Here is a 25982-nt window from a genome sequence, read left to right as displayed (position 1 = left end):
GAACTTCGCCGACGCGCCACCAACGCGTTCGCGCGAAGACGGCGGCGATGCAGCACCACACCGCATCGTCAACCGAACACGCCCAGCTCGCGCAACCGCGTCTCCGTCGCATCGGCGCGCGTGTGATGAATCCCGTGCCAGCCGAGCGCGGTCGCGGCCGCCGCGTTCTTCGCGTTGTCGTCGATGAAGACGAGCTCGTGCGGCGCGACGCCCGGCAGATGCGGATCGATCCGCGCGTGCATCTCTCGGTAGATCGCCGGATCGGGCTTCACGAGCTTCACGCGCCCCGACACGACGATGTCCTTGAAGCGGCGCAGCACCGGAAAATTCTCCCACGCGTACGGAAACGTCTGGGCGGACCAGTTCGTAAGGCCGAAGAGCGGCACGCCGTGCGCGTCGAGCTTGTCGACGAGCGCCGCGCCGCCTTCGATCTCGCCGCCGACCATCTCGTGCCAGCGCGCGTAGAACGCGCGGATCAGCGCCTCGTGCTCGGGAAACGCCGCGATGCGCTCCGCGGTCGCCTCTTCGATCGTCTGTCCGCCGTCCTGCTTCACCACCCAGTCCATCCCGCACACGTGCGTGAGAAACCAGCGCCGCTCGGTCTCGTCCGGAATCAGCCGCTTGTACAGATACTCGGGGCTCCAGTCGATCAGCACCCCGCCGAAATCGAACACGACTGCCTTGATGGTCATGCGAACTCCGTCGCGAGCACCTCTTCGAGCGGCCGCGGTGCGACGCCGTTGCCCGAGAACGTGCAGTGGGTCCAGATGAAATTGTGATGCGCGACGACCTGCGCCGCGCTCAGGTGCGGGCGGTCGTTCGTCGTATGCAGATCGGAGACGACCGTCGTCCGATAGCCGAGGAGCGCCGCGCGGCGCGCTGCCGAATCGACGCAGAATTCCGACGCATAGCCGCAGATCGCCACGGCGTCGATTCCGTGCGCATCGAGTTGCGCGGCGAGCGGCGTGTCGTGGAACGAATCGCTTTCGCGCTTGCGGAGCCGCCAGTCGGCGGCGGCGCAGACGAGGTCCGCATGCAGGTGCCAGCCGGGCGTGCCGGGCACGACGTCGTCGTCCGCGTCGCCGTCGTGCTGCACGAAGCACACGGGCGCGCCGGCCGCGCGCGCCGCCGCCGTCAATCGGTTGATGCCCGCGACCGCCTCGCCCAGCCGATGCGCGGGCGTCGCCCGCTGCAGCAACCCGCGCTGCATGTCGACCACGATCACCGCTACGTTCGCCATCCGTCGCCCTCCGTTCTTATCGTTCGATCGTTCGTGCCGGTTGCCGCTTGCCTGTCGTCGGTCGCCGGCCGGCGACCGAAGCCGCGCGTCAGATCGGCTGCGTGCGCGCGTCGAGCCATGCTTTCGCATCGCCCGACAGATGCTTGCCGACCCGCTCGCGCACCGTCGCATGATACGCATCGAGCCACGCGCGTTCTTCGTCGTCGAGGAGCGCAGGCAGCACGCAGCGCGTGTCGATCGGGCACAGCGTCAGCGTCTCGAATTCGAGGAAATCGCCGAACTCGGTCTGTCCCGCCGCGCGGTTCACGACGAGGTTCTCGATCCGCACCCCCCACTTGCCCGGCCGGTACACGCCCGGCTCGATCGACGTGATCATCCCCTCTTCCATCGCCGTGTACGGCTCGGCGGGCGCGTAGTGCGAGATCACCTGCGGCCCTTCATGGACGTTCAGGAAATAGCCGACGCCGTGCCCCGTGCCGTGTCCGTAGTCGAGCCCCGCCTGCCACATCGGCGCGCGCGCGATCGCATCGAGCATCGGCGAGCGAATGCCGCGCGGAAAGCGCGCGCGCGACAGCGCCATCATCGCCTTCAGCACGATCGTGAAGTCGCGCCGGTGCGCATCGTCGATCGCGCCGACCGGCACGACCCGCGTGATGTCGGTCGTCCCGCTCAGATACTGGCCGCCCGAATCAATCAGCAACAGGCCGTCGCCTTCGATCGCCGCGTACGCGGCGCGTGTCGCGCGGTAGTGCGGCATCGCGCCATTCGCGTTGAAGCCCGCGATCGTCGCGAAGCTCGGCGATACGTAGCCCGGCCGGCGCGCACGCACGGCGGTCAGCTTTTCGTCGATCGTCAGTTCGGTGATCGTCTCGTGGCCGAGCGCGCCTTCGAACCACGCGAAGAATTCGGCGAGCGCCGCGCCGTCGAGCTCCATCGTCGCGCGCACGTGCTCGATCTCGGCGGGCGTCTTGCGCGACTTCGCGAACGTCGACGGATTCACCGCCTCGATCACGCGCACCTGCTGCGGCACCGCCTGCAGCAGCCCGTACGTGACGCGGCGCGGATCGATCAGCAGCCCCGCGCCGTCCGGCAGCGCGGCGAGCGCCGCGGCCGCGGCGTCGTACGGCTCCACATCGACGCCGTCTCGCGCGAGCGACGTCGCGAGCTCGGTCGACACCTTGCCGTCGGCGATGAAGAGCGTCGCGCGCTCGAGGCCGACGAGCGCATGCGCGACGAACACCGGGTTGTAGTTGACGTCGGCGCCGCGCAGATTGAAGAGCCACGCGAGATCGTCGAGCGTCGACACGAAGTGCCACTGCGCGCCCTGCTCCTGCATCGCGCGGCGCACCAGCTCGAGCTTGCCCTCGCGCGCCGTATCGGCCTGCGGCGCCGCGTGCTCGAAGATCGCGTCGGCGGGCAGCGACGGACGCTGCGGCCAGATTGCGTCGAGCAGGTCGAGATCGGTGCGCAGCACGATGCCGCGCGGCGTGAGCGCCGCCGTCAGCGCGCGCGCCGCCGCGACGCCGAGCACCGCGCCGTCGACGCCGACCGTCATGCCCGTGGGCACGTGCCCGGCGAGCCATTCGACGTGCGGCTGCATCTGCTGGCCGCCCATCATCTTCATCAGCTCGACGCCGGTGCCGGCGAGCTGCGCTTCGGCCTGCACCCAGTAGCGGCTGTCGACCCAGAGGCCCGCGAAATCGGCGGTCACGACGAGCGTGCCGACCGAGCCGGTGAAGCCCGACAGCCATTGCCGCGCCTGCCAGCGCTCGGGCAAATATTCGGACAAATGGGGATCGGCGGACGGCACCACATAGGCGGCCAGATCCTCGTGCGCCATCGCGCCGCGCAGCAGGGCAAGACGCGCCGGCACGGGCGACGGTTCGGGGAGTCGGGCATTCATGATTTCACCTGCAAACGTTCAGCGGCGGGCCGACAGGCCCACCGTCACGGCAACGGCCAGAAGCGCGGCGGCCGTACAGACCGGCCATTCGAGCGTCTCGCCATCGTAAAAGAGACCAGTGACATTGCCGGCCATCTTCGCGGCCGCCGCGCCGAGCACGCCCGCCGCGACGGCAAGCCATAGCGACGCGCGGCTCAGGCTGCGCAGCGGATTGAGCGCCCAGCCGAGCAAGCCGACAGCAAAGCCCAGCACGACGATTCCAAACCAGTTCATTCAACGCCTCTTCTACCGTCGGACTCGTCCTGTCGGCACGAACGGCGCGCGGCGAGCGCCATTCTTCACACAATTCAGGGCCGGTGCAGCGGCTCACGAGCCGGTTTCCCGCCGCGCGAACGACCGCAAGGCATGACGGCGAAGCAACGTCCGATGCGATCAGGCGTGGCCATGGCACCGCTCGTTGCGGCGGCGTCGACGCGCCGAGCCGCTCGCTCGATCCCCCGCCGCGCGCCGTCGCCGCCGGCGCGCCCCCGTCTCGCAGTCCGTCATTTTCGCACCGTTTTGGCATCGCTTTTCAAAAAGGCGCGGCATGACGTCGCGCCCGGAAGGCGGTTCGCCGCAACGGCGCACGGTTTCAAATGCGCGCGGCGCGGCCGCCGCCCCGGCAAAGCGCGTCCGGCACGGTTCGCCGGGCATGCGGGCAAGCGCGACGACGGCGCGCGGCGGCGCCAGCCGCGAACACGGGCCGCCGTGCGCATCGGCCATGGCTTCGTCGTCAAAACGCTATAATATGGGACTAAACGATAGCCCCTCGACATGCAGCTCCTCACGATCGGAATCAATCACCACACTGCGCCTGTCGCCTTGCGCGAACGCGTGGCGTTTCCGCTCGAACAAATCAAGCCTGCACTCGCGACGTTCAAGAGCGTCCTCCTCGGCCATCCGGCGCCGAACTCGCCCGAAGCGGCGATCCTGTCGACCTGCAACCGCACCGAGCTGTACTGCGCGACCGACGATCGCGCGGCCCGCGACGCCGCGATCCGCTGGATGTCCGACTATCACCGCATTCCCGCCGACGAGCTCGCGCCGCACGTCTACGCGCTGCCGCAGTCCGAGGCGGTGCGCCACGCATTCCGCGTCGCGTCGGGACTCGATTCGATGGTGCTCGGCGAAACGCAGATCCTCGGCCAGATGAAGCACGCGGTGCGCACCGCGTCCGAGGCGGGCTCGCTCGGCACCTATCTGAACCAGCTGTTCCAGCGCACGTTCGCGGTCGCGAAGGAAGTGCGCGGAACGACCGAGATCGGCGCGCAGTCCGTGTCGATGGCGGCCGCGGCCGTGCGGCTCGCGCAACGGATCTTCGAACAGGTCGCGCAGCAGCGCGTGCTGTTCATCGGCGCGGGCGAGATGATCGAACTCTGCGCGACGCACTTCGCCGCGCAAGGTCCGCGCGAGCTCGTCGTCGCGAACCGCACCGCCGAGCGCGGCGCGAAGCTCGCCGAGCGCTTCGGCGGCCGCGCGATGCCGCTCTCCGACTTGCCCGCGCGGATGCACGAGTTCGACATCATCGTGTCGTGCACCGCGTCGACGCTGCCGATCATCGGCCTGGGCGCCGTCGAGCGCGCGGTGAAGGCGCGCCGCCATCGCCCGATCTTCATGGTCGACCTGGCCGTGCCGCGCGACATCGAGCCCGAAGTCGGCGAGTTGAAGGACGTGTTCCTCTACACGGTCGACGATCTCGGCGCGATCGTCCGCGAAGGCAATGCGTCGCGGCAGGCAGCCGTCGCGCAAGCCGAGGCGATCATCGAAACGCGCGTGCAGAACTTCATGCAGTGGCTCGACGCGCGCAGCATCGTGCCCGTGATCCGTCACATGCACACGCAGGCCGACGCGCTGCGCCGCGCGGAAGTCGAGCGCGCCCAAAAGATGCTCGCGCGCGGCGACGATCCGGCCGCCGTGCTCGACGCGCTGTCGCAGGCGCTCACCAACAAGCTGATCCACGGCCCGACGAGCGCGCTCAACCGCGCGAACGGCGCCGACCGCGATTCGTTGATAGAACTGATGCGCGGCTTCTATCAGCACGCGCCGCGCTCGTCGGACTCGTCGGGCCGTTAGCGGCGCCTGCCTGTCCGTCCCCCCTTCCCTTTTCGAATTCTTCCCTGGGAGCGTCGCTCCGCACCATGAAGACGAGCATGCAAAGCAAGCTCGACCAGCTCACAACCCGGCTGGCCGAACTGAACGACCTGTTGAGCCGCGAGAACGTCACCGCGGATCTCGACCAGTACCGCAAGCTGACGCGCGAACACGCGGAAATCGGCCCCGTCGTCGAGCACTACGCGCAGTGGCGCCAGGCGCGCGCCGACGAGCTTGCCGCGCAGGAGCTGCTCGGCGACGCGTCGATGCGCGACTTCGCTGAAGACGAGCTGCGCGGCGCGCGCGAGCGAATGGGCCGCCTCGCGGCCGAGCTGCAGACGATGCTGCTGCCGAAGGACCCGAACGACGACCGCAACATCTTCGTCGAAATCCGCGCGGGCACGGGCGGCGACGAATCGGCGCTCTTCGCGGGCGATCTCCTCCGGATGTACCTGCGCTATGCGGAGCGGCAGCGCTGGCAGGTCGAGATGATGTCGGAGAGCCCGTCGGATCTCGGCGGCTACAAGGAAGTGATCGTGCGGATCGCGGGCTACGGCGCATACTCGCGCCTGAAGTTCGAATCGGGCGGGCACCGCGTGCAGCGCGTGCCCGCGACCGAGACGCAGGGCCGCATCCACACGTCCGCGTGCACGGTCGCGGTGATGCCGGAAGCCAACGAGATCGGCGAAATCGAGATCAACCCGGCCGACTTGCGGATCGACACGTTCCGCGCATCCGGCGCGGGCGGCCAGCACATCAACAAGACCGATTCGGCGGTGCGCGTCACGCACATCCCGACGGGGATCGTCGTCGAATGCCAGGACGACCGCTCGCAGCACAAGAACAAGGACCGCGCGCTGAAGGTGCTCGCCGCGCGGATCAAGGACAAGCAGTATCACGAGCAGCACGCGAAGGAAGCGGCGACCCGCAAGAGCCTGATCGGCTCGGGCGATCGCTCCGAGCGGATCCGCACGTACAACTTCCCGCAGGGCCGGATGACCGATCACCGGATCAACCTGACGCTGTACAAGCTCGAGCAGATCATGGACGGCGATCTCGACGAACTGATCGCCGCGCTCGTCAGCGAGCATCAGGCCGAACTGCTCGCGTCGCTCGGCGACGCCGAGTGACATCGCCCGGAAATCGCGCACGATGAGCACGAAGAGGCCCACGCCCGCCACCGCCACCGACTTGCTGCGCGCGTCCCCGCTCGACGCGGTCGACGCGCGGATCCTGCTCGCGCACGCGCTCGGCTGGACCCGCACGCAGCTGATCACGCGCGCCGACGAGCCGCTCGACGCCACCGCGATCGAGCGCTACCTCGCGATCGAGGCGCGCCGCGCGGCGGGCGAGCCGGTCGCGCAGCTCACGGGCGCGCGCGAGTTCTTCGGCCTCGAATTCGAGATCACGCCGGACGTGCTGATCCCGCGGCCGGAGACGGAGCTGCTCGTCGAGACGGTGCTCGACGCGGTCGACGGAATCGCCTCGCCATGTGTGCTCGATCTCGGCACGGGCAGCGGCGCGATCGCGGTGTCGATCGCGTCCGAACGGCCCGACGCGCATGTCTGGGCGCTCGACCGGTCGCCGGCCGCACTCGACGTCGCGCGCCGCAACGCGCGCAAGCTGCTCGCTCCGGCGCGCCCGGGCGGACCGCTGCGGTTTCTCGAAAGCGACTGGTACGCGGCGCTCGATTCCAGCCTGCGATTTCATGTGATCGTCAGCAACCCGCCGTACATTGCGCGGCACGATCCGCACCTCGCCGAAGGCGATCTGCGCTTCGAGCCGCGCGGCGCACTCACCGACGAGGACGATGGGCTCGCCGCGATCCGCACGATCGTTGCGGGCGCGCATGCGTTCCTCGCGCCGGACGGCGCGCTGTGGATCGAACACGGCTACGATCAGGCGGCCGGCGTCCGCGCGCTTCTCGAGGCGGCGGGCTTCGCCGGCGTCGAATCGCTCGCGGATCTCGCGGCGATCGAGCGCGCGACGGGCGGCCGCCTGCCCGGCTGACGCCGCGGGCGGCGCCCGCCGGCCCAGGTGAAATCCAGTATCATTTCTCTTCTAACGCCCAGCTACAGCAAGGTCAGTCATGGATACCCAACAACGCATCAAGCAAATCGTCGACGAAAACCAGGTCGTGCTCTTCATGAAAGGCACGGCGCAATTCCCGATGTGCGGCTTTTCGGGCCGCGCCGTGCAGGTGCTGAAGGCGTGCGGCGTCGACCAGTTCAAGACGGTCAACGTGCTCGAGGACGAAGAGATCCGCCAGGGCATCAAGGAATTCTCGAACTGGCCGACGATCCCGCAGCTCTACGTGAAGGGCGAATTCGTCGGCGGCTCGGACATCATGATGGAGATGTACCAGTCGGGCGAGCTGCAGCAGCTCTTCACCGCCTGATCCGCCCATCCCGATGGAGCCTCGTCCGGCGCCGCCGCGGCGCCTGATCGTCGCGGTCACGGGCGCCACCGGCGCGATCTACGGGGTGCGCATGCTCGACATGCTGCGCGCGTCGGGCGGCGTCGAGACGCACCTGCTGATCTCGAGCGCCGGCTGGCTCAACCTCCAGCACGAACTGCAACTGTCGAAGGACGACATGCTGGCGCGCGCCGATGTCGTCCATTCGGTGCGCGACGTCGGCGCGAGCATCGCGTCCGGCTCGTTCGCGACGGACGGCATGATCGTCGCGCCATGCTCGATGAAGACGCTCGCGAGCATCGCGCACGGCCTGTCCGACAACCTGATCACCCGCGCCGCGGACGTCACGCTGAAGGAACGCCGCCGGCTCGTGCTGCTCGTGCGCGAAACGCCGTTCAACCTCGCGCATCTGCGCAACATGACGGCCGTCACCGAGATGGGCGGCGTGATCTTTCCGCCGATGCCCGCGTTCTACGCCATGCCGAAATCGATCGACGAGATGGTCGACCATACGGTCGCACGCGTGCTCGACATGTTCGCGCTCGGCGCGCCGCGCACCCCCCCGTGGCAAGGGCTGCGCGAGCATGGCTGATGCCGAGGGCGAGACCGGCATGGCGGCCGTTTCTCCGTCGGCAGTCAATCGCGCGCCAGTCGCGCGTCGCCCCGCGTAATCGGGACCAGCCGCCCATTGTTGCCGCGTTGTCCCGCCCGCGCGATTAACAACATATTCAACACAATCAAATCCGTTTTTCGCATTTATCAATGATCGGTACGAGCCTATAGTCGTAGGCAATGTCACTTCCCCGAAGTCCCCGATCATCATGAACCGACTTCCGTCCCTCTATCTGTCGCACGGCGCGCCGACGCTGCCGATCGATCCGACGCTGCCGTCCGGCGCGTTCACGGTGCTCGGCGGCGAGCTGCCCCGCCCGCGCGCGGTGCTGATGCTGTCCGCGCATTGGCTTACCCATCAGCCCGTCGTCAGCGACGCCGAACGGCCCGACACGATCCACGATTTCTACGGCTTTCCGCGCGCGCTCTACGAGATCCGCTATCCGGCGCCCGGCGCGCCCGACGTCGCGGCCCGCGCGGCCGCGCTGCTCGGCGATGCGGACATCGAGACGGCGGTCACGCCGCACGGGCTCGATCACGGCGCGTGGGTGCCGATGCTGCTGATGTTCCCGAATGCGGACGTGCCGGTCGCGCAGTTGTCGATCCAGCCACGCGCCGACGCCGCGCATCATTTCCGCGTCGGCCGTGCGCTGCGGTCGCTGCGCGACGAAGGCGTGATGGTGATCGGCTCGGGTCAGATCACGCACAACCTGCGCGCGGCGGATTTTTCGGCCGCGCCCGAGGACGCTGACCCGCGTGTCGCCGAATTCACTTGCTGGTTCGAGGAAAAGCTCGCCGCACGCGACATCGACGCGCTGCTCGACTATCGCCGCCTGGCGCCGCACGCGGTCCTGATGCATCCGACCGACGAGCACCTGTTGCCCATCTTCGCGGCGCTCGGCGCGGCCGACGACGACTACCGGCTGCGCATCCAGTCGCTCGGCACGTACCAGCGCGTGCTCGCGATGACGAACTATGTATTCGACTCGGCGGCCTGACGCGCGCTGAGCCGGGGCTTCTGCATTTCGGAGCGTCCAGGGCTTCGGCTTCCGGCCTCGACGCACTGCGCCGGCTTTGCTCCGGCAACAGCCCTCGCCGCCGCGGCTGATCATCGGGAGCGCCATCCGGCGCGCACTGAGGACATCCAGCCAGCACCGCAAGCAAGAGCATGCCGACACGGACAACACGCTTGACCCGCGCGGCCGCACGCAGCCCCGGCCGGCCGCCCGAGCCCGTCGGCCGACACGCCACGCTCCGACCGCCCCAAAACGACAAAGCCCGCCCGGGATTTCCCAGGCGGGCTTTGTCTTCGAGCTTCGACGCCCATCGCCGCCGATCGTCGGCGACGGACCGTGCGATTACGCGCCGATCCCTTCGAGGATCTCGTCGCGCGACTCGCGCTCGTCGAGATATTCGGTGCGATAACCGGTATTCACGCCCCAGTAATAGAACGCGAGCGAGATCGCCGCGACGACCAGCATGTCCCAGCCGTACGGCAGCAGGTTGCGGCCGCCGAACTCCTTGCTGCCGATGAGCGACAGCACGGCCATCGTCGGCAGGTACGCGACGAGCCACCACGCGGCCTTCAGGTCGCGGCCCCAGCCGCCCCAGCCGGACTTCGCCTGGAAGTAGAAGTAGACAGGCAGCGCGACGACCATCAGCAGGATGATCTCGCCCGTCAGCGGCCACTTCGCCCAGTACAGGATCAACGACGCGCACACGAACGCGAACGGCGCGATCAGCTTCATGCCCGGGATCGACAGCGGACGCTCGAGGTCCGTCGCCGCGCGACGCAGCGCCATCAGGCTGATCGGGCCCGTCAGGTAAGAGATCACGGTCGCGACCGAGATCACCGCCGCGAGCGAGCTCCAGCCGCGGAAGAAGAACAGGAAGACGAACGAAACCAGCAGGTTGAACCACATCGCCTGGCGCGGCACGCCGTAGAGCGGGTGCACGTCGCCGAACATCTTCGGCATCGTGTTGTTGCGCTCCATCGCGTAGATCATGCGGGTCGTCGTCGCCATGTAGGTCGTGCCGGTGCCGCTCGGGCTCACGAACGCGTCGACATACAGCAGGATCGCGAGCCAGTTCAGGTTCAGTGCGATCGCGAGTTCCGCGAACGGCGAAGCGAAGTTGAAGTGCACCCAGCCCTTCGCGACGTCGGCCGGATTCACCGCGCCGATGTAGGCGACTTGCAGCAACACGTAGATCACGAGCGCGATCAGGATCGACGAAATCACCGCGAACGGCACGCTGCGCGACGGATTGCGCGCTTCCCCGGCGAGGTTCACGGGGCTCTGGAAGCCGTTGAACGCGAACACGATGCCGCTCGTCGCGACCGCGGTCAGCACGGCCGACCAGCCATACGGCGCAAAGCTCGCGTTCGACGCGGTGCCGAGGTTTTCGCTATGGAAGCTCGACAGCATCAGGCCTGCGATCGTGAGGCCGGGAATCAGGAACTTGAAGATGGTGATCGTGGTGTTTGCGCGCGCGAAGAGCTTCACACCCCAATAATTGAGCAGGAAGTAGATGACGACGAGGACCGCCGACAGCAGTAGGCCGGGTGTCGTGAGTTCGCCGTTGACGAAGAGCGCGTGCGCCCATGCATACGGCCAGGTGCTCATGTACTGGATCGACGCCTCCGCCTCGATCGGGATCACCGAGACGATCGCGATCCAGTTCGCCCACGCGCTGATGAAGCCGACGAGCGAGCCGTGCGAGTAGCGCGCATAGCGGACCATGCCGCCCGATTCGGGGAACATCGCGCCGAGTTCGGCATACGTCAGTGCAATGGCGAGAATCACGACCGCGCCGATGATCCATGCGCAGATGGCGGCGGGTCCGGCGATCTTGGCGGCTTTCCATGCGCCGAACAGCCAGCCCGATCCGATGATCGAACCCAGCCCGGTCAGCATCAAGGCGAACGGACCGATGTTCCGTTGAATAGAACTCTTCACAACCTCTCCTATGTCTCAAAAAGCAAGGTCGGCACACCGCCAAGGATCGAGCCGGACGGCACCGCACTTGCATTCTTGGGGGACAGGTTGTCCGATCGGGAGCAACCCATCCGCGCGGCGCGTAGTTTAACGGTTGCACCGCGGAATGAACGCAAAAATCGATCGCTCCCCTACAAAAATTTGATGACAATGGCAAGCTTTGTAAGCTCTAATAATCGGTTGCCTCAGCATTAACCCTGAGATTTGATCGAATAAGATTGACCGTCGAATCGAATAGTCGTATAAACGGTCGAGCAGGATTTCAAGCGGCGAGTGAATAGGTACTTTCGTAGTTCGCCCATCAACGGTACTCCGGTTGGTCCCATTACCCCCTTCCTTGATTTTCATGCGCTCCCCGGGCTTTGGCCCTGTTTATATTTTTAGGAACAAGTTATGGCAACCGGCACCGTCAAGTGGTTCAACGACGCTAAGGGTTTTGGTTTCATCACCCCCGAAGGCGGCGGTGAAGACCTCTTCGCGCATTTCTCGGAAATCCGCAGCGACGGCTTCAAGACGCTGCAAGAGAACCAGAAGGTCGAGTTCGAAGTGAAGACCGGCCCGAAGGGTCTGCAAGCAGCGAACATCAAGCCGCTGTAAGCGCAGCGCGAGATTTCGCAGCACAGTAAAAAGCCCCGCCTCGGCGGGGCTTTTTGTTTTCGGCGAATCGGGCGATCCCCGGCGTGGGTGCGGCGAGCCGCCCGCGCGCCGTCCGTCAGCCGTACACGCGCTGCGCGTGGATGCCGAGGCCCGTCGCGACGCTCGCGAGGCGATCGCCGTACACCGGCTGCGCATCCTGGAACGTCGCCGCGAGCGCGCCCGACAGGAACGCGAGCCCCGTCGAGCCGCCCGTGAAATACAGCGCGTCGACGTCGTGCGGCGCGATCCCCGCGAGTCGCACCGTCTCGCGGGCGGCGTCGACGATCCGCGCGGTCTCGTCGCGGCTCGCGTCGATCAGTTGGTCCGCGTCGAACGCGATCTGCAGATCCTCCTCGACGTCGTTCAAATCGATCATCGTCTCGCCACCCGCCGACACGCCGATCTTCGCCTCTTCCGCCCGCGCGGCGAGCGCGTGGCCGAGCCGCTGCTCGACGACGCGCAGCAGCCGCTCGAAATGGCGGACATCCGTATACAGATGCTTCATCAGCTTGAGTTCGCCGATCCGCTTCGGCGTGTAGACGGTATTGATCAGGTGCCAGGTCGCGAGATCGAAATAGACCCGATTCGGCAGCTCGCGGCCCTCCGGGTCGAATGCACGATAGCCGAACGCGGACAGCACCGCCGACAGCTCGACGCGCCGGTCGTAATCGGTGCCCGCGACGTGCACGCCGTGGTGCGCGAGCACGTCGTCCTTGCGCTCGAGCCGGCGCATCCGCTCGGGGCCGACGCGCACGAGCGAGAAGTCCGACGTGCCGCCGCCGATGTCCGCGACGAGCACGAGCCGTTCGGCGTCCTGCCGCGACTCGTAGTCGAACGCGGCGGCGATCGGTTCGTACTGGAATTGCACTTCGGTCAGCCCTACCGCGTGCGCGGCCGCTTCGAGCTGCTGCTCCGCGAGGCGGTCGGCGCGCGGATCGTCATCGACAAAGAACACCGGGCGGCCGAGCACCGCGCGGCCGATCGCGCCGCCCGCGCACGCCTCGGCCTTCTGCTTCAGGTGCATCAGGAAGAGCGCGATGATGTCCGTGTACGCGATCGCGGAGCCGTCGCCAAGATCGGTCGTGGTTTCCGCGAGCGGCGAGCCGAGGATGCTCTTCATCGAGCGCATCAGGCGGCCGTCGAAGCCGTCGACGTACGACGCGAGCGCCGAGCGGCCGTATTCGCGGGCGCCCTCGTCGGTGTTGAAGAAGATGGCGGTGGGCAGCGTCAGGTGCTCGCCCTCGACGGGAGCGAGCCGCATGCCGGGCGCGCCGCCGTCGCGCGGCAACGCGACGGCGGAATTGGACGTGCCGAAGTCGATCGCGCAGTAGGTCATGGGGCGGGTCGCCGGATGGCGGCGCGAAAACGGAAGGACCGGCTTTTTATCACGAAACCGCCAGGCGTCACAACCGGGGCGCGGACGGATGCGGACGGAAGCGCGCCGATGCGGACGATGCGGGCCGGGGTGCTCCGAGCGTGGGCATTCCGCGCCGGCCCGGCATGCCGGGCGCGATCGCCGACCGTCGCGGTCGACTGGGCATTTGCTTCATGATGTTCCGATCCGATATCGTCGAGCAGCGGCGGCGCGCGCTATGTCGCCGCCTCGACCGATGGCTGCTTCACCGTGCTCGCCACCGATCCGGCCGGCGCCGGCGCGGCGAATCCGCATCGGCGACGCCTGCACGCGCGCGGCCCGACCGCTCGACTCGCCGCGCGCGCCGCATGCGCGCTGCGTTGCGTCACGCCGCCGACGAGAACGGCTTTTGCCACGCGTCCGCGTAGACGACCTCGCCCAGCGGATGACGCGTGCGCGGCGCGCGCTCGCGCTCGCGCAGCACCGGATCGAGCTTGTCGGCGTCACCGTAGTGGCCGATCGAGATGATCGCGAGCGGCTCGACGTTGGCCGGGATCGCGAACGCGTCGCGGAACGCCTTCGCGTCGAAGCCGCTCATCTGGTGCGCGGCGAGGCCGAGCGCGTGCGCCTGCAGCACGAGCGACATCGCGGCCGCGCCGGCGTCGTAGAGCGCCGTCGTGCTCGGCTCGCCCTTCGATGTCAGCGTGTGAGCGGTCACCGCGATCAGCACCGGCGCGGGCGCGTTCCAGCCCTGGTTGAACGGCACGAGCGTCGAGAATGCGCGCTTGAACGCGACCTCGTCCTTGCTGCGGTCGAACACGATGAAGCGCCACGGCTGCGCGTTGTACGCGGACGGCGCCCAGCGCGCCGCTTCGAGCACCGCATGCAGATGGTCGGCGCCGACGGGCTCGCTCGAATACGCGCGCGGACTCCAGCGGCCGGCGATCAGCTCGTGAATCGAAACGGAAGTGGGAGCGGGTTTGACGGACATGCGTTTCCTCACCAATTTGAAAAAAGAGCTCGGTTGCCCGGAAAAGAAACGCCAGCATAACCGCTTGTCGCGGAACTTGCCGGACTGCGCTCGCGAATGCAAATCGACGACGGTGCAAAGGGGTGGCGGGTGGCGGGTCACCGGGTCACCGGGTCACCGGGTCACCGGGTCGCCGGGTCGCCAGATCGGCGGATCGGCGGATCGGCGATCTGGTCGCACGCTGCGGGCAATCACCGCGCTTTCGAAGCGGCCGATCGGTCGAAGCCGGGGCGGACGGCACAATCGAGCGCCGAGCCTTTGCCCTTCGCCTACGGCTTTCCGACTATGGCTCCCCGCTCTCCGCCGACCCTTCGTTTTTCATCACCCATCGCCCACGGCCCGCCATTCACCGGCCGCCCGCGGTTGCGCCGCGCGTCCCCCGAGCGCGGCACGCTCGATCCGTTCAGGCCGCGCTCGCCGATACCCGCGCCGTCCCGCGATTGATCCGTAGCACGATCAGCGCGCCGACGATGCACAGCCCGCCCGAGATCATCGACGCGACCGTGTACGTGCCGAGGCTCGCGCGCAACATGCCGGCGCCGAGCGCCGCGAACGCCGCGCCGAGCTGGTGCCCCGCGACGATCCAGCCGAACACCACGGGCGCCGCGTCCTTGCCATACGCGTCGGTCGCGAGGCGCACGGTGGGCGGCACGGTCGCGATCCAGTCGAGCCCGTAGAACACCGCGAAGAGCGGCAGCCCGAAGAAGTCGATGCCGAATGCATGCGGCAGATAGATCAGCGACAGCCCGCGCAGCCCGTAGTACCAGAACAGCAGCACGCGGCTGTCGTAGCGGTCGGACAGCCAGCCGGACATCGTCGTGCCGATCAGGTCGAACACGCCCATCGCGGCGAGCAGCGACGCGCCCTGCACTTCCGTCATCCCGTAATCGCTGCACATCGCGATCAGGTGCGTGCCGACGTAGCCGTTCGTGCTCGCGCCGCAGATGAAGAAGCTCATGAACAGCAGCCAGAAGTCGCGCGTCTTCGACGCCATCGCGAGCGCGCCGAACGCGACCGCGATCGGATTGCGCGGCGCGCTGTCGTCCGCGCGCCGCGCATCGGCGGGCTCGCCGTACGGGCGCAGCCCGACGTCGGATGGCCGCTCCGGCAGCAGCAGCGCGACGAGCGGCACCGCGATCGCCACCGCCACCGCGACTGTCAGCACGACGGGCCGCCAGCCGTGGCGCTGCGCGATCGCCGCGAGCATCGGCAGAAACACGAGCTGGCCCGTCGCGGAGCTCGCGGTCAAGAGTCCCATCACGAGGCCGCGCCGCGCGACGAACCAGCGGGTCACGAACGTCGCCGACAGCGTGAGCGCCGCGACGCCCGTCGCGCCGCCGACCATCACGCCCCAGATCAGCACCATCTGCCACGTCGCCGTCATCATCGACGACAGCGCAACGCCCGCGCCCATCACGCCGAGCGCGACGAGGATCGTCGGACGTACGCCGAAGCGCTGCATGGCCGCCGCCGCGAACGGCCCGGTGAGCCCGTACAGCGCGATGTTCACCGAAATCGCGAGCGAGATCGCCGCGCGGCTCCAGCCGAATTCGTGCTCGAGCGGCACCATCAGCACGCTCGGCGTCGCGCGCGTGCCCGCCGCCGCGAGAAGGATCAGGAACACCACCGCCGCCGCGAGCCAGCCGTAATGAAAACGCCCGCCTATCCTCTTTGCCGCCCAATTCATTCGGATCACTCCTGACACCGGCCGCACCGATCCCGTCGGCACGCCGGAGGTTGAAGGGAAGATGCGCCGACTTTTGTTACCGATCAGTCACAAGCTGGTTGCGATCCTAGTGACCGATCGGTAACATGTCAAGCAGTCAATTTTTCGTAGTCGGGATCGAGCATGGTCACCACCGTCGCCAAAGCCGCCAAGCCGGCCCGCCGCCAGCCGCGCAGCACCCAGATCGCGGGCGCTGAAGCGCAGCAGCATCTGCTGCGCGCGGCGGAAGAGCTCTTCTATCAGGAAGGGATTCGTGCGGTAGGCGTCGACGCGGTCGTCGAACGCGCGGGCGTCAACAAGATGAGTCTGTACCGGCAGTTCGCGTCGAAGGACGAGCTCGTGCTCGCGTACCTCGACCGAATGGACACGTGCTTCTTCGAGCGCTTCGACACGAGCGCCGCCAAGCATCCGGGCGATCCGAAGGCGCAACTCGTCCAATATTTCGACGACCTCGCGCAGCGCGCGACGCAACCCGGCTATCGCGGCTGTCCGTTCGTCAACGTCGCGACCGAGTTTTCGGAACTCGATCATCCGGTGCGGCTCGCGGTCGCCGACAACAAGGATCGGCTGATGGCGCGGCTCGTCTCGCTATCGGAAGCGGCGGGCGCGCGCGAGCCGCAGCCGCTCGCCGACGCGCTCGCCCTGCTGATCGAAGGAATTTACGCGGCGAGTCAGACATATCGGCCGGGCGCGTCCCCGATCGGCTGCGCGCCGCGCGTCGCGCGGCAATTGATCGACGCGGCGTGCGCGTGATGCGATGCCGGCAAATGCGCGACTGCCAAAGCGGCGCGACGTGCGACGGTGGATCCGCCGATTGGTCGATTTGCCGATTTGCCGATTTGCCGATTTGCCGATTCGCCGATTCGCCGATTCGCCGATCTGCCGATCTGCCGATCTGCCGATCTGCCGATTGGTCGATTGGTCGATTGGTCGATTGGTCGGATTGCCGAATGGTCGATACGCTGATGGGTCGAATTGCCAACTCCCGGATTCCCGGATTGGCCGACCACCGTAACGGCGGAAATGGCCGCGTCATGCGGCGGCCGTCGGCGTCACAAAAAAGCCGCCACGCCGCAAGGCTGCCCATCGCCATATCGCCGCGCACTCGCCGGCTTCGGGCACACATCGGCGCAAGCCAGCCGTGACCACGCCGACCATGCGCCGCATCCGAAGCGCGACGCGCCGACGCACGCCGCCCCGCCCCCGCCCGCTACAATCGCGGCTTGACCGCCACACCGTTGCCGCCATGACCGAAGTCTCTCCGTCCGATGCAGAAATCCTCGCCGCCACGCGCCACTGGCTGACGCGTGCGGTGATCGGGCTCAACCTGTGCCCGTTCGCGAAGAGCGTCCACGTGAAGCGTCAGATCCGCTACGCGATCAGCCGCGCGACGTCGCTGGAAGCGGCGCTGACCGACCTCGAGCGCGAGCTGCGGCGCCTCGAAGCCGCCGATCCGGACGAAATCGACACGACGCTGCTGATCTTCCCGAACACGTTCGGCGATTTCCTCGACTACAACGACACGCTCTGGTTCGCCGATCGCCTCTTGCAGCAACTGGGGCTCGAAGGCACGTTGCAGATCGCGAGCTTCCATCCGCACTATCAGTTCGACGGCACCGAGCCCGACGACATCGAGAACTACACGAACCGCGCGCCGTATCCGATCCTGCACTTGCTGCGCGAAGCGAGCATCGAGCGGGCCGTCGACGCGTTCCCCGACGCGGCCGACATCTACGAACGCAATCAGGCGACGCTGCGGCGCCTCGGCCATGCGGGCTGGCGCGACTGGATGGCGCAGCGCGGCGAGGACGAAGAAGAAGCGAAATAGCGCGACGCGGCGCGACGCGCGAAGCGATTTCGCACCGAACGCCGCATGCGGCGCGTCACGCGCCGCAAGTCATGCGCGCGGCTCGGAGTCGGCGGCGGCCGATTCGGCCTGCGCGGCATCGGCCGGTTGCGCGGCAGGCGCGAAGAAGCGTTCGTGCAGTTCCGCGAGCCCGAACATGTCGAGGATCTCGTTGAGCCGCTCGCTCGGCTTGCGCCGCGGCAGGTTCTTGTATTGCGCGATGACGAGTTCGTTCTTCATCGAATGCTCCCATCCGACGAGCTCCGTCACGTTCACCTGATAGCCATGCGCCTCGAGCTGCAGGCAGCGCAGCACGTTGGTGATCTGACTGCCGAACTCGCGCGTGTGCAGCGGATGCCGCCACACTTCGGTCAGCGCATTCGCGAGCGACTTCCCTTTATTCTTGCGCAGCACGCCCGCGACCTCCGCCTGGCAGCACGGCACGAGCACGATGTACCGCGCGCGCTTCGCGAGCGCGAAGCGGATCGCGTCGTCGGTCGCGGTGTCGCACGCGTGCAGCGCGGTGACGACGTCGACCGTATCCGGCAGTCGCGGCGACGCGATCGAATCGGCAACCGACAGATTCAGGAACGACATCCCGCCGAAGCCGAGCCGCTCGGCAAGCTCGGTCGAGCGCACGACGAGCTCCTCGCGCGTTTCGATGCCGTAGATGTGCGAACCGGCGAGCGGGCGCGCCTTGAAGAACAGGTCGTACAGAATGAAGCCGAGATACGACTTGCCCGCGCCGTGATCGACGAGCGTCACGCCGCCCTTGTCCCGCGCGACGTCGGCGAGCAGCGGCTCGATGAACTGGAACAGGTGGTACACCTGCTTCAGCTTGCGGCGGCTGTCCTGGTTCAACTTGCCGTCGCGCGTCAGGATGTGCAGTTCCTTCAGCAGTTCGATCGACTGGTTCGGGCGAATTTCGTAAGTCTTGGTCGACATCGGGAGGCAGGCCGGCGGCCGCTCGAAGCAAACGTCGGGCGGCGGTGGGCGGCATCAAAGCGAGCGTGGAAGCGTCACAGTTTACCTAAAACGGCCCGCGTCGCCCCGGTCGGCATCGCGCGCGCCGGCTCAGCGGCGCACGGCGAGACGCCAGAGCGACGTCGTCTCGGCCGCCCGCGCACGATGCAGCGGATCGGCGGGGTCCGACGCCTTCGGATGAACGGGCTTCACGTCGTCACGGCCGACGACAGTCAAGCCCGCCGCATCGATCCAGCCGCGCAATTCGTCGCGCGTGCGCAGGCCGAGATGCTCCGCGAAGTCAGACAGGATCAGCCAGCCCTCGCCGCCCGGCGCGAGATGCGCGGCGAGCCCCGCGAGAAAGCCCTTCAGCATCCGGCTGTCCGGATCGTAGACCGCGTATTCGAGCGGCGAGCTCGGCCGCGCGGGCACCCAAGGCGGATTGCAGACGATGAGCGGCGCGCGCCCGTCGGGAAACAGATCGGCTTCGACGATCTCGACCTGCGACGCGTAGCCGAGCCGCCCGACGTTCTCCGCCGCGCACGCGAGCGCACGCGGGTCCTGATCGGTCGCGACGACGCGTTCGACGCCGCGCGACGCGAGCACCACGGCGAGCGCGCCGGTGCCGACGCCGATGTCGAACGCGAGCGACGTCGACGGCAGCGGCGCACGCGCGACGAGATCCACGTACTCGCCGCGCACGGGCGAGAACACGCCGTAGTGCGGATGAATCCGCTCGCCGCCGAGCGCGGCGAGCGGCACGCCCTTCTTGCGCCATTCGTGCGCGCCGACGATGCCGAGCAGCTCACGCAGCGACGCGATCGAACGCTCGCCGCCCGCGCCGTACGCCTCTTCACATGCAGCCCGCAGATCCGGCGCGCGGCGCAGCGCGATCGAATAGTCGGCTTCGAGCGGAATCAGCAGCATTCCGAGCGTGCGCGCGCGCTGCGCCTGCGCCATCCGGTGGAGATTGAACGCGTCGACGGGCGTCGCGGCCGGCTTCGTCTTCTTCGGCTTGCGCTCGATCCGGCGCGCGAGCGCCTGCAGCAGCTGGCGCGCATTCTGGAAGTCGCCCTGCCAGACGAGCGCCGTGCCTTCGCAGGCGAGGCGGTACGCGGCGTCGGCCGTCGTGCGGTCGTCGGCCACGACCGCGCGGCGCGGCGGCGGCGAGCCGGCTTCGGAGCGCCAGCGAACGGCGTGCTCGACGCCGTCGGCGTCGGTCCAATGGAATTCGGGAAAGGCAGTCACAGGGAATCGGGAATCGTTGAGTCGACGGGCGGCGCGACGCGCCGCGGACGACACAGTACCGCGCTTTGCACTCGGCCGGCAAAAAAGCGCTTGGCGCACGATGATGGCGCGTGCGGTTTTATGCGCCGATGGTCGATGTAGTCTGCAGCAGCGCTGCGCTGTGCGTGCGGCGGCGCGTATCGAATGCCGATCGACGAAGTTCACGCGCCGTACGTCGAATCTCGCACGGTGCATCATGTGCCACATGCGCCACATGCGCGACACGCTGCCGTCGAACATCGAACATCGAACATCGAACATCGAACATCGGCTGTCGTACGCAAAATGCGGAACATCATCGCGAACCGAGCGCGCCCCAACCGATCGACGCGGCAATCGGCAACCAACGAGCAAGGCGCAGCGCTCGCCGCACGCCGCCGCAAGCGAACCCCTCGCTTCAGACCTTCGCCGTCGCTGCGTCGACGCGACGCTTCGGCGTCAACGCATGCGCGAAGCGCACGAACGGCGCCTCGCAGAATCGATAGCTCACCCACGACAGCGCGATCGCCGGCAGAACCGGCAGGGCCATGTAGAAGCCGAGCGGCAGATCCATGATCCCGTGTCGCTCGCACATCCACAGCAACAGATACAGCGGAATGCCGTGCAGCAGATAGATCGAGTAGCTGATCTCGCCGAGCCACGCGAAAAGCCGCAGACGAATCTTCAATACCGTTGCGAGCGCAACGAAAATCGCGATGCCGAATACGTAGCCGAGCGACGCGGAAACATGCACGAAATCGCGATGCCGCCAGTTTGCGGCCGCCATCAGCAGCGAGATCGCGACGATGAGCACGCCGAGCGCGATCGTCGCCGCGCGATACGTGAGCGGAATGCGGCCGCGCATCGCCGCGAACGTCTTCAGCGGCGCCTCGTATGCCTGCCGGAAGCACGCGCCCCAGAACATGATCGCGAGGTGATAGAGCATCCCCTTGTACTGGCCGAGCGCGTCCGCCGGAACGATCCGCAACGCCGACGTCACGACGAAGAGCACGCACAGTCCCGCGCAGACCGCGCACAGAGCGCGCATCCGATGCAGCGCGTCGATGTTGAACAGCAGTACGCACAGCACGTAGAAGTACAGCTCGGTTTCGAGCGTCCAATAGTGCCCCATCACCGGATCTCGACCGAACGCAGTCGGGATCATCGTCAGGTTTGCGAGCAGGCCGGTCGCATCCATTCGCAGCCCGAACAACAGCCAATACACGAGATAACCGAGCGGCAGCGACAGCCAGAACGCCGGGTAGAGCCGAAAAAAACGACGCACGACGAAGCGGCGCGTGCCCTCCGACGGCGCGCCGCGCAGGCTCGTCGGAATCAGCATCCCGCTGATGCAGAAGAAAATGACAACGCCGATGCGACCGAAATTCACCGAGCGCTGCAACGCGTCGAGCACATGCTGCGAGCCCGCGAGCTTGTCGAACAGCTCCGCGTAGTGAGTCCACATGACGAACAGCACGGCGACGGCGCGCATCGCATCGACGTGCGCGAAACGGCTCGGACTGGTGGAATCGGACATGGCTGAATCGATCGTACGGCTGGCGCTGCGCGCGAAACGGCGACGCGCGCGAACTCGGCGCACAAACGCGCCGAGCGGCATCGCCGCCTCGTCGCGACACCATAGCGCGCCGCGCGCGCGCTTTCCGTGCGGCACCGCACGCAACGGCCCGGCCGGTGCGATCGATGAGCGGGCGGCACCGCGCGCGGTGCGCGGTGCGCGGCCGAAGACGCGAGCGCCCCGCGCGAAAGAAGGCACGCGGATGCTCGGCGTATGCCGATCAATCGGGGCAACGCTGTCGGAACGATGCGCGAGCGCCGCTTCCCGCGACATAGCGACATAGCGACATAGCGACTTGGCGACTTGGCGACATAGGCGACATCAAGCGACAGAAGGCGTCACGCCCGCCCGGCGCATAACCGGCAACCGGCGCCCGATCACCCGCGAATCGCCCGCCTCATGCTCAATAACCGCCGTCCAAACCGCCCGGCGACGCCGGCAAGCGGAGCGTGCCGGAATCGGTGAAGCGCACGCTGCCGAACATCCCGCCGGCAAGCCTGCCGCGCAGCACGTAAGGCAGCTTGCCCGATTCCGTCACATCCGCGAGTCCCAACGCCTGCCGCGCAGCCGAGAACGCGGACACCGTGACGGGCACGCTCAGCACCTGTTCGCCGAACCGCGGCACCGTGCCCCGCGCATCGCTCACGCCGCTCGCGAACGGCCTGCCGTTCAGTTCGAGATCGAGCGCGACGCCGTCGTAGTCGATCGGCGTGTCGTTCGGATTCTGCAGCCGCAGCTTCACGTCGAAGCGCATTTCGAGCCCCTGCCCGATGAGCGGCTCGATGCCGACGACACTCACGCGCACCGGATCGCGCGCCGTCAACGCCGCGCATCCGCCGAGCGCGAGCAGCACGGCGAGCGCGACGAGCAATTGACCTACAAAGAAACGGGAACGGTGCATGGCATGCATCGGCGACGACCCTCACGAGCGAGACATGGAAGCGGCCATTGTAACCAGCGCCGATGCGACGGCCGCCGCACCGGACCGCCCGAGCCGCGTCCGCCGCGCAACGTCCGCCTTTCGTAGTTCGCAAGTCGACTTCCCGCTCTCGGCGGCCACTCACTACGAATATTCAATTAGCACCATTCATGGATTAATCATTCCGAAAATGAAATTAGAAGAAGGAATCGGAAAGTGATATCTCATCAAATTTTTTTTGATTCCTTTACGTTAATCCATCAAGTATATTGAGCCATCTTTCGAATCGCCTGACATTCCTTAACGCTGCTTGACGAATCTGACGTTTCCCCTGGAGGCAAACGGAAGGCTTCGCCGGGCCGCACCGGGGCGTACGGGCGACGAAAGCCGTCGGCACGCGCTTCGCGCCGCGCCGGCCATCATCCACAAACCAGAATCAAAAGGGGGCACCAAACCATGATTATCTTCACGTAAGCAGCCAGCAATTCCTTCGAATATAACCGGGGTAATTCAATTCACTGTCGCTTGACGGCGGAAGCGAACTATTGCCCGTCGAATTCATGCAGGACCGGACAATTTTCTTTTCAATTCGAGGTTCAGTATGTGGATAAACAATCGTAGATTGCGATATCTGTCCCTCCTAGCCGCGCTCACGCTCGCCGCCTGCGGCGGCGACGACGGCGGCACCAGCTCGGCCGTGTCGCTCGGCGCCGCACATAGCCCGTCGAACGGCGCCAACAGCGCAAACGGCAATGCGACCGCGCCCGCCGCCGCCATCGACAAGAGCACGAAGCCCGTCGAAATGCCCGACACCGTCGTCCCCGTCAACTACAAGCTCTGGTTCCGCCCGAACGCGGCCCTGAACCAGTTCAACGGCCGCGCGGACGTCGAGATCAAGGTGCTCAAGCCCGTCGACGCAATTGTCGTCGCGGGCCACCGGATTCAATTCGCGAACGGCAAGATCACGCTGCAGCCGGGCAACGTGCAACTGATCGCCACGCCGCAGGACAAGGGCGACTTCTATCAGTTGCGCCCCGCAAGCGGACAGATCGCCCCGGGCAACTACTCGCTGCACATGGAATGGCAAGGGATCATCAACTTCAAGTCGTACGACGATCCCGTCAATCGCACGGGCGGTAGCTGCGGCAACGATCCTTATCCGGGCTGCTCGGCGGCCGAAGGGATCTTCCGCGTGGACCTGAAGAGCACCGACGGCACGACGAGCGGCGCGATCCTCACGCAAGGCGAAACGAACCTGTCGCGCCAGTGGTTCCCGGGCTGGGACGAGCCCGCGTTCCGCCCGACCTATGAAGTGACGGCCGAAGTGCCTCAGGCATGGCGCGTCGTGTCGAACGCGGCCGAGAAGCCCGCCGTGAACGTCGGCGGCGGTTACAAGCTGGTGTCGTTCGACAAGACGCCGCCGATGCCGTCGTATCTGCTCTTCTTCGGCGGCGGCCTGTTCGACGTGCTCGAAGACGACTTCACAAGCCCGCTGCCCGACGGTCGCGGCCTGCATCTGCGCGTGTTCACGCCGCCCGGCATGCGCGACTGGGCGAAGCCCGCCATGCAGCGCACGAAGCAGGCGCTCGATTACTACTATCGCTACACCGGCATCACGCTGCCGCTCACCAAGTTCGACACGGTTGCCGCGAACGATGCGTTCAAGGATCAGAAAGGCCTGAACTTCGGCGGCATGGAGAACTGGGGCTCGATTCTCGAGTTCGCCGACGACATCCTGCCCGAACCGGGCCAGCCGATGTCGCGCTACGGCAACCAGGTGCTCACGCACGAAGTCGCGCATCAATGGTTCGGCGATCTCGTGACGACCGACTGGTGGGACGACGTTTGGCTGAACGAATCGTTCGCGCGGTTCTTCGAGACGAAGACGACGATCCTGTTCTTCCCGGACGAATTCAACTGGCTCGACCACATCAAGTCCAAGTATCGCGTGATCAACAAGGACATCGGCCCGGATGCGTTCCCGGTGCAGCCGAACTTCAACGGCTGGGCGTCGAACGACTTCGTGCTGAGCGCGAGCGCATTCACCTATAACAAGGGCGGGCACGTACTGAAGATGCTCGAGGGCTATCTCGGCGAAGAGACGTTGCGCAAGGGCCTGCGGCAGTACCTGACCGACTACGCGTTCGGCAACGGCACGCCGAAGCGTCTGTGGGATGCGCTCTCCGCCGCGAGCGGCCAGCAGATCGGGCCGATCGGCGACAGCTTCGTGCGTCAGACGGGCGTGCCGCTCCTGTCGCTCGACACACAGTGCGACTTGACGAAGAACCAGAACGTCGTCACGCTCAAGCAGTCGCCGTTCCCGAACAAGAACAAGTATCCCGGCTCGCAATGGACGATTCCGGTGACGCTTGCTTACGGCGACGGCCTCGTCAACCGCAAGACGCTCGCGCTGAAGGACACGCAGACGCAGATCCGCCTCGACGGCTGCTCGGCCGTCATCGCCAATCCGAGCGGGTTCGACTACTACGTGACGAACTACGGCGACTCCGCATGGAGCGCGCTCCTCACGCAGGTCAACTCGTCGACCGACCCGGTACTGCTCTCGAACCTGAAGAACGAAGCCTCGCTGCTCGTCAGCTCGAACCTCGCGCCGCCTTCGCGCGAAACGAGCATCTCGTCGATCAACTCGCCGGCCGCGATGAAACTGCGTCAAGTGCCGTCGATCCTCGAGACGGTGAAGGAGCGTCCGGCGCTGCGTTACCAAGGCAAGTTCACGCCGCGCGAACAACGGACGCAATAAGCCGTTCGCGAACGTCGCTGCCTGCGTCATCCGTCGCCGTGTATCGCGCGGCGACGGAAACCGCGAAGCGGCGACACACAATGCAACGCGCGTCATTCGGGCCTCCGATCGGAGGCCCGTTTTTTTGCCCACGCCATTTCGTCCATATCGACGCTCGAACGGCATATCCAAACAATACCAACACGCAATTCATTCGAGCGCGTCGCCATTCGACTGCACGCGAACGGTAGATGTACGATCTGAATTGTCAAAAATTTGACAATTGCGCCACCCACCTCGCGAATCGACTCGATGCAGCCACCGCGGCTTCAATCGAACGAATCCTTTACGCACGCGCCACAGCGCGGACATGCGGCGATATCCGCCGCGATGCGGCCACACGTATCGCGCGTATATCACATCGATGCGAATCTCATCCATTCCTAATCGAGAATCGATCGATCGTTAGAACTCGATCACGATTCTTTTCAACGTCCTTTAGGGAAATTCTGCACAACTAGCCTTCGCGAGTGCTTGCCATGAATCGTCGAGGCAGCGAGCATGTAGCCCATGAAACAAACTGACCTTGGACTGAACTTGTCGACGAAGCGCACGCGCAAGCGGGAATT

General features: G+C 66.6%; 25 protein-coding genes. 13 read left to right on the top strand and 12 right to left on the bottom strand.

The genetic code is table 11. The features are described 5' to 3' along the window. Positions 1 to 68 precede the first annotated feature (68 nt). The 4 genes from WS62_RS30500 to WS62_RS30485 all read right to left on the bottom strand — a co-directional run bounded on the left by WS62_RS30500 (position 69) and on the right by WS62_RS30485 (position 3416). Positions 69 to 692: an HAD family hydrolase gene (locus tag WS62_RS30500; RefSeq protein ID WP_066579024.1), complete on the bottom strand. Its 624-nt coding sequence runs from the start codon at positions 690 to 692 to the stop codon at positions 69 to 71. Beyond that, positions 689 to 1240, bottom strand: coding sequence for an isochorismatase family protein (locus tag WS62_RS30495; protein WP_066579019.1), 552 nt, complete (start codon positions 1238 to 1240; stop codon positions 689 to 691). The genes WS62_RS30500 and WS62_RS30495 overlap by 4 nt, the downstream gene beginning before the upstream one ends. An 88-nt stretch (positions 1241 to 1328) precedes the next feature. Further along, positions 1329 to 3143, bottom strand: a complete 1815-nt coding sequence (locus WS62_RS30490; protein ID WP_066579017.1) for an aminopeptidase P family protein — start codon at positions 3141 to 3143, stop codon at positions 1329 to 1331. An 18-nt stretch (positions 3144 to 3161) separates the two neighbouring features. Next, a complete protein-coding gene (locus tag WS62_RS30485; RefSeq protein WP_059469997.1) occupies positions 3162 to 3416 on the bottom strand; it encodes a hypothetical protein in 255 nt (84 codons plus the stop codon). Positions 3417 to 3587: 171 nt separating this feature from the next. Between WS62_RS30485 and WS62_RS38550 the strand changes: the two genes are divergently transcribed. The 7 genes from WS62_RS38550 to WS62_RS30450 all read left to right on the top strand — a co-directional run bounded on the left by WS62_RS38550 (position 3588) and on the right by WS62_RS30450 (position 9299). Then, the gene (locus tag WS62_RS38550; RefSeq protein WP_231748459.1) at positions 3588 to 3929 is read left to right on the top strand and encodes a hypothetical protein; all 342 of its coding nucleotides are present in this window, start codon (positions 3588 to 3590) and stop codon (positions 3927 to 3929) included. Between the two features lie 27 nt (positions 3930 to 3956). After that, on the top strand, positions 3957 to 5255 hold the full coding sequence (hemA, locus tag WS62_RS30475; RefSeq protein ID WP_059469998.1) for a glutamyl-tRNA reductase: 1299 nt from the start codon (positions 3957 to 3959) through the stop codon (positions 5253 to 5255). A gap of 65 nt (positions 5256 to 5320) precedes the next feature. Further along, on the top strand, positions 5321 to 6403 hold the full coding sequence (gene prfA, locus WS62_RS30470; RefSeq protein WP_066579016.1) for a peptide chain release factor 1: 1083 nt from the start codon (positions 5321 to 5323) through the stop codon (positions 6401 to 6403). 22 nt (positions 6404 to 6425) lie between these two features. After that, positions 6426 to 7283 carry a peptide chain release factor N(5)-glutamine methyltransferase gene (gene prmC, locus WS62_RS30465; protein ID WP_066579013.1) on the top strand — a complete coding sequence of 286 codons (858 nt, stop codon included), beginning with the start codon at positions 6426 to 6428 and terminating at the stop codon, positions 7281 to 7283. Between the two features lie 79 nt (positions 7284 to 7362). Then, complete coding sequence (grxD, locus tag WS62_RS30460) at positions 7363 to 7671, top strand: Grx4 family monothiol glutaredoxin (RefSeq protein WP_010106712.1); 309 nt, start codon at positions 7363 to 7365, stop codon at positions 7669 to 7671. A gap of 13 nt (positions 7672 to 7684) precedes the next feature. Then, positions 7685 to 8281, top strand: a complete 597-nt coding sequence (locus WS62_RS30455) for a UbiX family flavin prenyltransferase (protein ID WP_066579010.1) — start codon at positions 7685 to 7687, stop codon at positions 8279 to 8281. A 229-nt stretch (positions 8282 to 8510) separates the two neighbouring features. After that, on the top strand, positions 8511 to 9299 hold the full coding sequence (locus tag WS62_RS30450; RefSeq protein ID WP_066579007.1) for a DODA-type extradiol aromatic ring-opening family dioxygenase: 789 nt from the start codon (positions 8511 to 8513) through the stop codon (positions 9297 to 9299). A 360-nt stretch (positions 9300 to 9659) separates the two neighbouring features. Here WS62_RS30450 and WS62_RS30445 read toward each other — a convergent pair whose 3' ends face one another. Further along, positions 9660 to 11258, bottom strand: coding sequence for an APC family permease (locus tag WS62_RS30445; RefSeq protein WP_066579005.1), 1599 nt, complete (start codon positions 11256 to 11258; stop codon positions 9660 to 9662). Between the two features lie 432 nt (positions 11259 to 11690). Between WS62_RS30445 and WS62_RS30440 the strand changes: the two genes are divergently transcribed. Beyond that, positions 11691 to 11894 (top strand): cold-shock protein, encoded by a 204-nt coding sequence (locus tag WS62_RS30440; RefSeq protein ID WP_066488200.1) that lies wholly within the window; start codon positions 11691 to 11693, stop codon positions 11892 to 11894. A gap of 115 nt (positions 11895 to 12009) precedes the next feature. On the opposite strand, the gene WS62_RS30435 is transcribed toward WS62_RS30440, so the two are convergent. From WS62_RS30435 to WS62_RS30420, 3 genes are all read right to left on the bottom strand, one after another. Next, a complete protein-coding gene (locus WS62_RS30435; protein ID WP_066579002.1) occupies positions 12010 to 13269 on the bottom strand; it encodes an Hsp70 family protein in 1260 nt (419 codons plus the stop codon). 403 nt (positions 13270 to 13672) lie between these two features. Then, the gene (locus tag WS62_RS30425; RefSeq protein WP_066488196.1) at positions 13673 to 14278 is read right to left on the bottom strand and encodes a nitroreductase family protein; all 606 of its coding nucleotides are present in this window, start codon (positions 14276 to 14278) and stop codon (positions 13673 to 13675) included. Between the two features lie 442 nt (positions 14279 to 14720). Then, positions 14721 to 16004 (bottom strand): MFS transporter, encoded by a 1284-nt coding sequence (locus WS62_RS30420; RefSeq protein ID WP_066578996.1) that lies wholly within the window; start codon positions 16002 to 16004, stop codon positions 14721 to 14723. A 162-nt stretch (positions 16005 to 16166) separates the two neighbouring features. On the opposite strand from WS62_RS30420, the gene WS62_RS30415 reads away from it, so the two are divergent. The 3 genes from WS62_RS30415 to WS62_RS30410 all read left to right on the top strand — a co-directional run bounded on the left by WS62_RS30415 (position 16167) and on the right by WS62_RS30410 (position 17871). Then, positions 16167 to 16796, top strand: a complete 630-nt coding sequence (locus WS62_RS30415) for a TetR/AcrR family transcriptional regulator (protein ID WP_066578995.1) — start codon at positions 16167 to 16169, stop codon at positions 16794 to 16796. 48 nt (positions 16797 to 16844) lie between these two features. Beyond that, on the top strand, positions 16845 to 17009 hold the full coding sequence (locus tag WS62_RS37120) for a hypothetical protein (protein ID WP_156441188.1): 165 nt from the start codon (positions 16845 to 16847) through the stop codon (positions 17007 to 17009). A 280-nt stretch (positions 17010 to 17289) separates the two neighbouring features. Further along, a complete protein-coding gene (locus WS62_RS30410) occupies positions 17290 to 17871 on the top strand; it encodes a DUF1415 domain-containing protein (RefSeq protein WP_066578993.1) in 582 nt (193 codons plus the stop codon). 69 nt (positions 17872 to 17940) lie between these two features. Here WS62_RS30410 and WS62_RS30405 read toward each other — a convergent pair whose 3' ends face one another. The 4 genes from WS62_RS30405 to WS62_RS30390 all read right to left on the bottom strand — a co-directional run bounded on the left by WS62_RS30405 (position 17941) and on the right by WS62_RS30390 (position 22604). After that, positions 17941 to 18834, bottom strand: coding sequence for a class I SAM-dependent methyltransferase (locus WS62_RS30405; RefSeq protein ID WP_066578991.1), 894 nt, complete (start codon positions 18832 to 18834; stop codon positions 17941 to 17943). 129 nt (positions 18835 to 18963) lie between these two features. Further along, positions 18964 to 20100, bottom strand: a complete 1137-nt coding sequence (locus WS62_RS30400; protein WP_066579074.1) for a N5-glutamine methyltransferase family protein — start codon at positions 20098 to 20100, stop codon at positions 18964 to 18966. Positions 20101 to 20536: 436 nt separating this feature from the next. Further along, the gene (locus WS62_RS30395) at positions 20537 to 21655 is read right to left on the bottom strand and encodes an acyltransferase family protein (protein ID WP_066579072.1); all 1119 of its coding nucleotides are present in this window, start codon (positions 21653 to 21655) and stop codon (positions 20537 to 20539) included. Positions 21656 to 22097: 442 nt separating this feature from the next. Next, positions 22098 to 22604: an LEA type 2 family protein gene (locus tag WS62_RS30390; protein WP_066578989.1), complete on the bottom strand. Its 507-nt coding sequence runs from the start codon at positions 22602 to 22604 to the stop codon at positions 22098 to 22100. 25 nt (positions 22605 to 22629) lie between these two features. On the opposite strand from WS62_RS30390, the gene WS62_RS37745 reads away from it, so the two are divergent. Then, the gene (locus tag WS62_RS37745) at positions 22630 to 22833 is read left to right on the top strand and encodes a hypothetical protein (RefSeq protein ID WP_197422956.1); all 204 of its coding nucleotides are present in this window, start codon (positions 22630 to 22632) and stop codon (positions 22831 to 22833) included. A 381-nt stretch (positions 22834 to 23214) separates the two neighbouring features. Then, positions 23215 to 25374 carry a M1 family metallopeptidase gene (locus WS62_RS30385; protein ID WP_066578987.1) on the top strand — a complete coding sequence of 720 codons (2160 nt, stop codon included), beginning with the start codon at positions 23215 to 23217 and terminating at the stop codon, positions 25372 to 25374. Positions 25375 to 25982: the final 608 nt, after the last annotated feature.

The sequence above is a fragment of the Burkholderia sp. ABCPW 14 genome (assembly GCF_001523835.1).
Classification (GTDB): domain Bacteria; phylum Pseudomonadota; class Gammaproteobacteria; order Burkholderiales; family Burkholderiaceae; genus Burkholderia; species Burkholderia mayonis.
Note: the sequence above shows the minus strand (reverse complement) of the source record. Positions and strands in the feature narration are given on the sequence as shown.

Coding starts and splice junctions, on each gene's coding strand:
- WS62_RS30500 (WP_066579024.1), bottom strand. CDS start 692: ATGACCATCAAGGCAGTCGTGTTCGATTTCGGCGGGGTGCTGATCGAC.
- WS62_RS30495 (WP_066579019.1), bottom strand. CDS start 1,240: ATGGCGAACGTAGCGGTGATCGTGGTCGACATGCAGCGCGGGTTGCTG.
- WS62_RS30490 (WP_066579017.1), bottom strand. CDS start 3,143: ATGAATGCCCGACTCCCCGAACCGTCGCCCGTGCCGGCGCGTCTTGCC.
- WS62_RS30485 (WP_059469997.1), bottom strand. CDS start 3,416: ATGAACTGGTTTGGAATCGTCGTGCTGGGCTTTGCTGTCGGCTTGCTC.
- WS62_RS38550 (WP_231748459.1), top strand. CDS start 3,588: ATGGCACCGCTCGTTGCGGCGGCGTCGACGCGCCGAGCCGCTCGCTCG.
- hemA (WP_059469998.1), top strand. CDS start 3,957: ATGCAGCTCCTCACGATCGGAATCAATCACCACACTGCGCCTGTCGCC.
- prfA (WP_066579016.1), top strand. CDS start 5,321: ATGAAGACGAGCATGCAAAGCAAGCTCGACCAGCTCACAACCCGGCTG.
- prmC (WP_066579013.1), top strand. CDS start 6,426: ATGAGCACGAAGAGGCCCACGCCCGCCACCGCCACCGACTTGCTGCGC.
- grxD (WP_010106712.1), top strand. CDS start 7,363: ATGGATACCCAACAACGCATCAAGCAAATCGTCGACGAAAACCAGGTC.
- WS62_RS30455 (WP_066579010.1), top strand. CDS start 7,685: ATGGAGCCTCGTCCGGCGCCGCCGCGGCGCCTGATCGTCGCGGTCACG.
- WS62_RS30450 (WP_066579007.1), top strand. CDS start 8,511: ATGAACCGACTTCCGTCCCTCTATCTGTCGCACGGCGCGCCGACGCTG.
- WS62_RS30440 (WP_066488200.1), top strand. CDS start 11,691: ATGGCAACCGGCACCGTCAAGTGGTTCAACGACGCTAAGGGTTTTGGT.
- WS62_RS30435 (WP_066579002.1), bottom strand. CDS start 13,269: ATGACCTACTGCGCGATCGACTTCGGCACGTCCAATTCCGCCGTCGCG.
- WS62_RS30425 (WP_066488196.1), bottom strand. CDS start 14,278: ATGTCCGTCAAACCCGCTCCCACTTCCGTTTCGATTCACGAGCTGATC.
- WS62_RS30420 (WP_066578996.1), bottom strand. CDS start 16,004: ATGAATTGGGCGGCAAAGAGGATAGGCGGGCGTTTTCATTACGGCTGG.
- WS62_RS30415 (WP_066578995.1), top strand. CDS start 16,167: ATGGTCACCACCGTCGCCAAAGCCGCCAAGCCGGCCCGCCGCCAGCCG.
- WS62_RS30410 (WP_066578993.1), top strand. CDS start 17,290: ATGACCGAAGTCTCTCCGTCCGATGCAGAAATCCTCGCCGCCACGCGC.
- WS62_RS30405 (WP_066578991.1), bottom strand. CDS start 18,834: ATGTCGACCAAGACTTACGAAATTCGCCCGAACCAGTCGATCGAACTG.
- WS62_RS30395 (WP_066579072.1), bottom strand. CDS start 21,655: ATGTCCGATTCCACCAGTCCGAGCCGTTTCGCGCACGTCGATGCGATG.
- WS62_RS30390 (WP_066578989.1), bottom strand. CDS start 22,604: ATGCATGCCATGCACCGTTCCCGTTTCTTTGTAGGTCAATTGCTCGTC.
- WS62_RS37745 (WP_197422956.1), top strand. CDS start 22,630: ATGGAAGCGGCCATTGTAACCAGCGCCGATGCGACGGCCGCCGCACCG.
- WS62_RS30385 (WP_066578987.1), top strand. CDS start 23,215: ATGTGGATAAACAATCGTAGATTGCGATATCTGTCCCTCCTAGCCGCG.